This is a genomic window from Mesorhizobium sp. M0808 (assembly GCF_040320025.1).
Classification (GTDB): Bacteria; Pseudomonadota; Alphaproteobacteria; order Rhizobiales; family Rhizobiaceae; genus Mesorhizobium.
In genome coordinates this window covers 62,848-69,071 of record NZ_JAMYOX010000036.1, presented here as the reverse complement: position 1 = coordinate 69,071, position 6,224 = coordinate 62,848, and the positions used below count along the sequence as shown (strand labels likewise).

Sequence of the window (6,224 nt, the reverse complement as noted above, 5' to 3'; positions counted from 1 at the left end):
TCGGTTCCTGCGACGAAGCCAACTGGTACCTGCAAAACTGCTCATGGGGCGGAAAACTCGATCGCGACAAGGATGGGATCCCATGCGAAACACTCTGCTAGCTGAAATGTAACGGAGTAAGCGCGCTACGGCCTGTTCGGCTTTCCGCTTACACCGATCCAACGAAGACCATGCATGGGCGACGCGGTCTGCTAACCCCATTTTTTGACGAGGTATTCTATATCTGAAGGGCAGAAAAAGTTATTGCGACAATAGAGAGAAGAGACGCATTAACTAAGACTTTCAAAACCGTTAAGTGTATGCTGGCAGGCGATCAAGGCGTGATGTTGCCCTGTCGGGGGGGCGAGTAAAATGCAGACTGTGATGAGTCAAAAGCTGGCAAGCTATGGCCAGTGGACCTACCGTGGTGCCTGGGCCCTAGAGATTGCCGCCGCAGCAATTGGTCTTACGACAGGTGTAGCATTAGGCGTACAAGCGTTTTCTGCAAGCGAGTCTGTCACTGCAATGGATTTGACGTGACCTGCCACTGAACATTCATCCAGCGGCGATTAGAGCCTTGGCCGTTTCTGTTACGCCTCTTGGCGCGGGTTGAGCAACCGGCGGAGGCGCGGAGCCTTCTATCAGCACAGCGTCGGAGCCGGTTGCGGTGATGTCCTCGGCGTATGCCGCCGGGGTCTGGTAGCCGAGCGAGGAATGAGGCCTGGCGGTGTTGAAGTCCTCCCGCCATTCGGCGATGGCGCTGCGGGCGTGGTCGAGGCCGAAGAACAGGCTCTCGTTCAAGAGCTCGTCGCGCATGCGACCGTTGAAGGATTCGACATAGCCGTTCTGCATCGGCTTGCCCGGCGCGATGTAGTGCCATTCGATCCCGTGATCCTTCGACCATGCGAGGATGGCGTTCGACGTGAACTCCGTGCCGTGGTCGGAGACGATCATGCCTGGCTTGCCGCGCTGGGCGATCAGTTCCGTCAGTTCACGGGCAACCCGGCGGCCGGAGATCGAGGTGTCCGGAATCGCGGCCAGACATTCGCGTGTCACGTCGTCGACGATGTTGAGCACACGGAACCGCCGGCCACAGGCGAACTGGTCATGGACGAAATCCAGCGACCAGCGCGCATTCGGCTTTGCCTCGACCAGGATCGGCGCCCGCGTGCCGACTGCTCGCCGTCTTGCCCGGCGCTTGCGCACTGTCAGACCTTCCTCGCGATAGAGACGGTAGATACGGTTGACCCCAGATGCCTCGCCCTCGCGCCTGAGCAGGATGAACAGCCGCCGGTAGCCGAAGCGTCGGCGCTCGTTCGCGAGGTCACGCAGCCGACCACGCAGCTCCGTCTCTGGCGGTCGGCGAGACTGGTAGCGGATCATCTTGCGATCGGCGCAGACGAAGGAACAGGCCCGACGCTCCGATAGGCCCATGACGGCCTGCAGATGCGCGACGGCTTCGCGCTTGGCGGCGGGCCCTACCATTTTTTTGACAGAAGCTCGCGCAATGCCGAGGCTTCGAGCATCTGGTCGGCGAGCAGCTTCTTCAGCTTGGCGTTCTCGTCTTCCAGAGCCTTCAGCCGCTTGGCGTCAGAGACGTCCATCCCGCCATACTTGGCCTTCCAGTTATACAGCGTCGCCTCCGAGACCCCGTGCTTGCGGGCAAGATCGCCCGCCTTCGCACCCGCCTCATGCTCGCGCAGAACCGCGATGATCTGCTCTTCCGTAAACCGCTTTCTCTTCATCAGTCCGTCCTTCAATCAAGGCCCGGACTCTAATCTCAGATGGAGGAAATTCTCAGTGGCAGGTCAGACGCTCGCCAGTGCACCCTTTCTCATGGTGGCAATCGCGGAGCTCACCAAGATACCGATAGCTACACTGCTTTTCAGCGCGTCTTGGCTCTGGAAGCCCATAATCTTGGTCTTCCTCCTGGTTCTTGCAGGCATCACTTTCGAAACTGTCTTTATGGGGATGGAGAGGGCAGGCGCATTGCGTCAGCTGCGTTATGAGGAGCTCGTAAACAAGATTGATGCCCTTGAGCAGGAAGCGACAAAGCTCGCCTCTGCTGACGAACTTGGTCGAAGAGCCGATCAGGTCGATCAAGCCCGTTCCGAAATTGAGCAGCTGACCTCTCTTGCAGAAAAATCGCGTGCGACCTCTCAGTCGCAAATTGCCGAGGCCAATGCGGAATTGGAGGGAACGACAGCCCTTACTCCAGAGGCCTCGCGTGTTCGCGATCAAGTGGATGAGAAAAATGCTGTTCGATCGGCGCTGATTCAACAGCGTGATCGCGAAGTTAAAGACGCTGTCGATCAGTTTGAGCGCCAACGCGACAGCTTTGTTGAACGTATCAAGATGGCGCGCGATTCAGGCGACAGCGACTCGGCACGCAGGCTAGAATCGGAAGTGGCTAAACTTGCCAACCCCCGCACGAAAATTATCACCAAGTTCGACACTCGGATTGAGCCGCTCGATCAAGAGATTGCTGCGCTGCGCGAAAATTTCGATCGTTTGCGGGCAAATAGCCCTCCTATGACTACTGACCAGAGGCAGAAGCTTGTCGATAGGCGTTCGTCTCTGGAGCAAACGCGCGATAGTGATGCCGCGGCTTGGCAGCGTCGATTGGATGAAGCGGGCAAACGGCTCGCAGATGCCCAGGCGGCAGAAGCCAACAAGGCAAACACCTCGGCGCAAAACCAGGTCAGACAGGACCAGATTGCCAAAGCCCTCAGCGCCTTTGCCAAGGAGCGGATCCCAATGGCGCGGACAGATCAGGTCCGCCGTATTGCCTCACGGTGGTACGGCAGCAAACCTGAACTGGTGACTGAGGCACAGGCCGGAATAATCTCTGTGATTTGGTTCGGCTCGCTCGCGCTCATCGCCGCGCTCGCGGGACCAATTACGGCAATGGTCGCTCTAGCGCTCCAGCGCATTGCCGCTCGAGAAGAGGACAATTCAGAGAGCAAGACTTCCAGGCTGCTCCGCAGAATGCTTCTGAGTTGGCGTTGGCGCCGAATTCGAAGGATTAAGGTACCAGTCGAAGTTATGGTCGAAAAAGAGGTTGAGAAGCGGGTTGAGGTGCCTGTGGAAAAGGTGGTCAAAGAGATCCTCTATGTTCCGCTCTTCACCGATGATCCCGAAGTCCTTCGCAAGGCCCTCGACCAGGATTTGCCGCCTGAGGTCTCAGACCTCGTAACGGTATCAATGAAGGGTCGCAAAAGTGCTCGTCCGGCATAATACCACCCTGCTTGAGCAAGCCGTCGATCTCGCCGTCAAAAGGTCAGCGATTCCAACCTTGCAGGCTCAAGCCGCGGCCCAAGAAAAGACAGCCCGAGCGACCGCCTTTCGCCGAATGGCGACTGGCGGAGCCATTGCAGTGGCGGCGGTCGGGATTGGGCTAGGCATCAATCTTGGTCTATGGGACAAAACCTTGCCGGAGCCGGCGGTTTTGCCGACCACAGAGCAGCCAAGCGATCTCACCTCCCCAAAAGACGAGCCGCCTATTCCTGTTCCAACTCCAAAGCCAGCTCAGGAGCGGGCGCCCCAGGCTGACGCCCCTACCAGGCCTGACGTGGTGACCGTCGACTTCAACAAGTTCGCCACCAAGAACGTCGAGTTCCAAGGCACCACTTGGGAGTTAATCACAGGTCACCACTTCAAGGATGAGAACGACGAAACCTGGGACCGAGCGTGGTGTTACTCTCGGCGGAGTGTGAACGGCGTAGACGTAAATGTATCATTGGCAGCTCGTTCTGCCCCGACAGCGCCCCCAGCCGGGCCTGGCGCTGCTGCTCAGACGCTTCAGTTGGTCGGCCTTAATGATTCATCCGCAGTCGATCTTGCAACAAGATGCGCGTGGCTGGATGGTCGCACATTTGCGTCTTCAGACATCATTCCTGACCCGTCACGAGAGCAGGCCGCAACTGTCCCCGCAGAAACTCCGGCGACAGAGGTCGATCCAGATAGTGGATTTGTTGTCGTGTCAGGGTGGGACGCGATCGGAAACGACCTGCCGGACATGCCAACTCGGAACGTGAGTTCTGAGCAGTGTCAAACCGCCTGCGATACCGACTTCAGGTGTCTAGCGGTTACTTATAACACAAAATTTCGAGCTTGTTTCATGAAAGGGGACGCATCGCTACTGGTCAAAAGCGAAGAGTCGATCATGGCGGCAAAAAAAGTGGTCGAGAGCAATCTGCGCTACTCGAATTTGGTGTTCGCCACAAAAACGGAAATTTCTGGCAATGCCTATTGGACCTCTCCGCTCCGATATCCCGACTGCATACTGCAATGTGCAAACGACAAATCCTGCTTAGGGTTCAATTTCCGCAAAAAAGAAAGTGCGTGTGTCCTTTTCAACAGCATAACCCAATCCGCTGATAATGCAGCGGTCGCATCTGGCATCAAGAGCGTCGCCAACTAAAGTTGAAGCACAGCACCTATCCTCAAGGAGCGTATTGAAGCCAAGCCACTTGTCAAAGAAAGTGGCTAGCAAAATTCCACGATAACCTTTGGGTTAGCGGTAGGAATGTTCTTCGACGAAGCTCTAACAGAATGCAAAGTGGAGCCAACTGAGGCATCTCAGAGAAAGAATTGTCGTCGGCGCATTGCGGGACCGTCTGACTGAATGTCAAAAATTGGGCCGCGAAGAGACCGGCAGGTTCTAGGGAGTCGACTTGAGAGAGCCGCCACTCCCGACCACGGTCGCGCCGGCGGACGTCGAAACAGAGACCGAGTCAGAAGTCCGAAAGCATAGGACTGCAGTCGACTTGGCAAGAGCCAATAATGCCTTGCGTCATTTCGCCTGCCTCTCCATAACGTTATCCGCCGACTGTTAGCGACAACATGGTCGGAAATGGGGGGAGTCGATTGGCAACGATGCGTGCGATATGCCACGCCAAAACTAACCTGTCGGAACGGCACACGCGCAGCACCGAAGGTGGCCGGTCCGTTGGCTGATGCGTTGCTTCCGCAGGATATTCTCGATGGCGCGGCTGTCCGTGACCGGCCGAACCTGTTCGTCATCGGGAGCTTCGATCGGCGTATCACCTTTTATTCGCAGCAGGTCCGGGGGCTTTCTCTGGTTCATGCGCTGAAGGATCTGGGTTACCTCAATGCGAATCCGCGGATCGCCGTGGTCGGCGGCGGTGCGGCTGGCGTCGCTGCAGCGGCAGCTGCCGCGCTTGTTACCGAATCGCAGATCGTGCTGTTCGAAAAGGCCGGGGAGCTACTCCCTCTCCAGTCGACGACCGATCGCCGACGGCTCGATCCGCATATCTACGACTGGCCGGCGCATGACACGACGGATCCCATTGCAGACTTGCCAATACTGGACTGGGAGTCCGGATCGTGCCGTTCGGTGCGTGACGACGTCCTTGTGGGCTTCAATGACATCGTGGTCAGGCTCGCGCCAAGGTTGCAGCCTCGTGTACGCCATCAGGTCACGGCGCTCAACGTGGTACCGGATGGTTACCAGATCGAGTTCACCGATCTGGATAGACCACTCCCCGCGCCAGGGAACGGGCTTCGCGAGCAATTTCACATTGTCTTGCTTGCGGTCGGCTTCGGAGTCGAGCCAATCGAGCCAGTTCCAACCATTCAGAGTGCCAGCTACTGGACCGATGCCGGCGTGCCGGTTGCCGAGTTCGCTGGCCGACCGACTCCGCGCTTCTTCATCAGCGGAGCGGGCGACGGTGGGCTGATCGACTTCGTTGCCGCCGGCGCGCGCGATTTCGATCATGCCGGCATGATCCAGCTGGTTTCGAGCCATCCGGGGATCGCTGCGCTGAAGCCCGCCCTTGCCGCAATCGATGTCCGGGCACGTGCGCGGGACGCTGCCGGCGCCCGTTTCGATTTCTTGGCTGCTTATAATGCAGAACTGCTGCAGCCGCTTAGCGACATTGGCCTAGTTGCTGCCGTCGCGCAGCAGCTGCGGCCTGGGGTCAGGCTGACGCTGCAGACACAGCACGCCGAACTGTTTGAAGTGTCGACCGCAACGCTCAATCGGCTCGCCGCCTATCTCACCATCAAGGCGATTGACGGCGACCCGCAACGCACCTTCCGGCACCTGCAATGCGACGCCGTTGCGCGCATCGCTCCGCCTGACCCGGCCCCTGAAGTCGCAGATTTCTGGCTCGATTGTGCCGGCGAGAGGGTCGCAGCGGATGCTGTCATCGTTCGCCGAGGCCCGCGTCGAGATGTCGTCCGTGCTCCGTTCGCTGCTCATTTGGTAAGCCACGAAGCAA

General features: G+C 58.2%; 7 protein-coding genes. 4 read left to right on the top strand and 3 right to left on the bottom strand.

Annotated features, from left to right (window positions below):
* Nucleotides 1-101 (top strand): excalibur calcium-binding domain-containing protein (locus NKI25_RS28620; protein ID WP_353000037.1); only part of this gene is annotated, 101 nt, incomplete at its 5' end.
* Nucleotides 102-351: 250 nt separating this feature from the next.
* Nucleotides 352-519, top strand: a complete 168-nt coding sequence (locus tag NKI25_RS28615; protein ID WP_353000035.1) for a hypothetical protein — start codon at nt 352-354, stop codon at nt 517-519.
* A 15-nt stretch (nt 520-534) separates the two neighbouring features.
* On the opposite strand, the gene NKI25_RS28610 is transcribed toward NKI25_RS28615, so the two are convergent.
* Nucleotides 535-1,724 (bottom strand): IS3 family transposase gene (locus tag NKI25_RS28610; RefSeq protein WP_352993437.1). Its coding sequence is split into 2 segments (ribosomal slippage): nt 535-1,472 and nt 1,472-1,724, totalling 1,191 coding nucleotides; the frame shifts between segments, so codons are not numbered across the junction.
* Between the two features lie 55 nt (nt 1,725-1,779).
* Between NKI25_RS28610 and NKI25_RS28605 the strand changes: the two genes are divergently transcribed.
* The gene (locus tag NKI25_RS28605; RefSeq protein ID WP_353000033.1) at nt 1,780-3,216 is read left to right on the top strand and encodes a hypothetical protein; all 1,437 of its coding nucleotides are present in this window, start codon (nt 1,780-1,782) and stop codon (nt 3,214-3,216) included.
* A complete protein-coding gene (locus NKI25_RS28600) occupies nt 3,200-4,402 on the top strand; it encodes a PAN domain-containing protein (protein ID WP_353000032.1) in 1,203 nt (400 codons plus the stop codon). The genes NKI25_RS28605 and NKI25_RS28600 overlap by 17 nt, the downstream gene beginning before the upstream one ends.
* Before the next feature lie 804 nt (nt 4,403-5,206).
* On the opposite strand, the gene NKI25_RS28595 is transcribed toward NKI25_RS28600, so the two are convergent.
* Both NKI25_RS28595 and NKI25_RS28590 read right to left on the bottom strand, forming a co-directional pair.
* On the bottom strand, nt 5,207-5,719 hold the full coding sequence (locus NKI25_RS28595) for a hypothetical protein (RefSeq protein ID WP_352947817.1): 513 nt from the start codon (nt 5,717-5,719) through the stop codon (nt 5,207-5,209).
* A gap of 165 nt (nt 5,720-5,884) precedes the next feature.
* Nucleotides 5,885-6,205: a hypothetical protein gene (locus NKI25_RS28590; RefSeq protein WP_352947820.1), complete on the bottom strand. Its 321-nt coding sequence runs from the start codon at nt 6,203-6,205 to the stop codon at nt 5,885-5,887.
* Between the last annotated feature and the right edge of the window lie 19 nt (nt 6,206-6,224).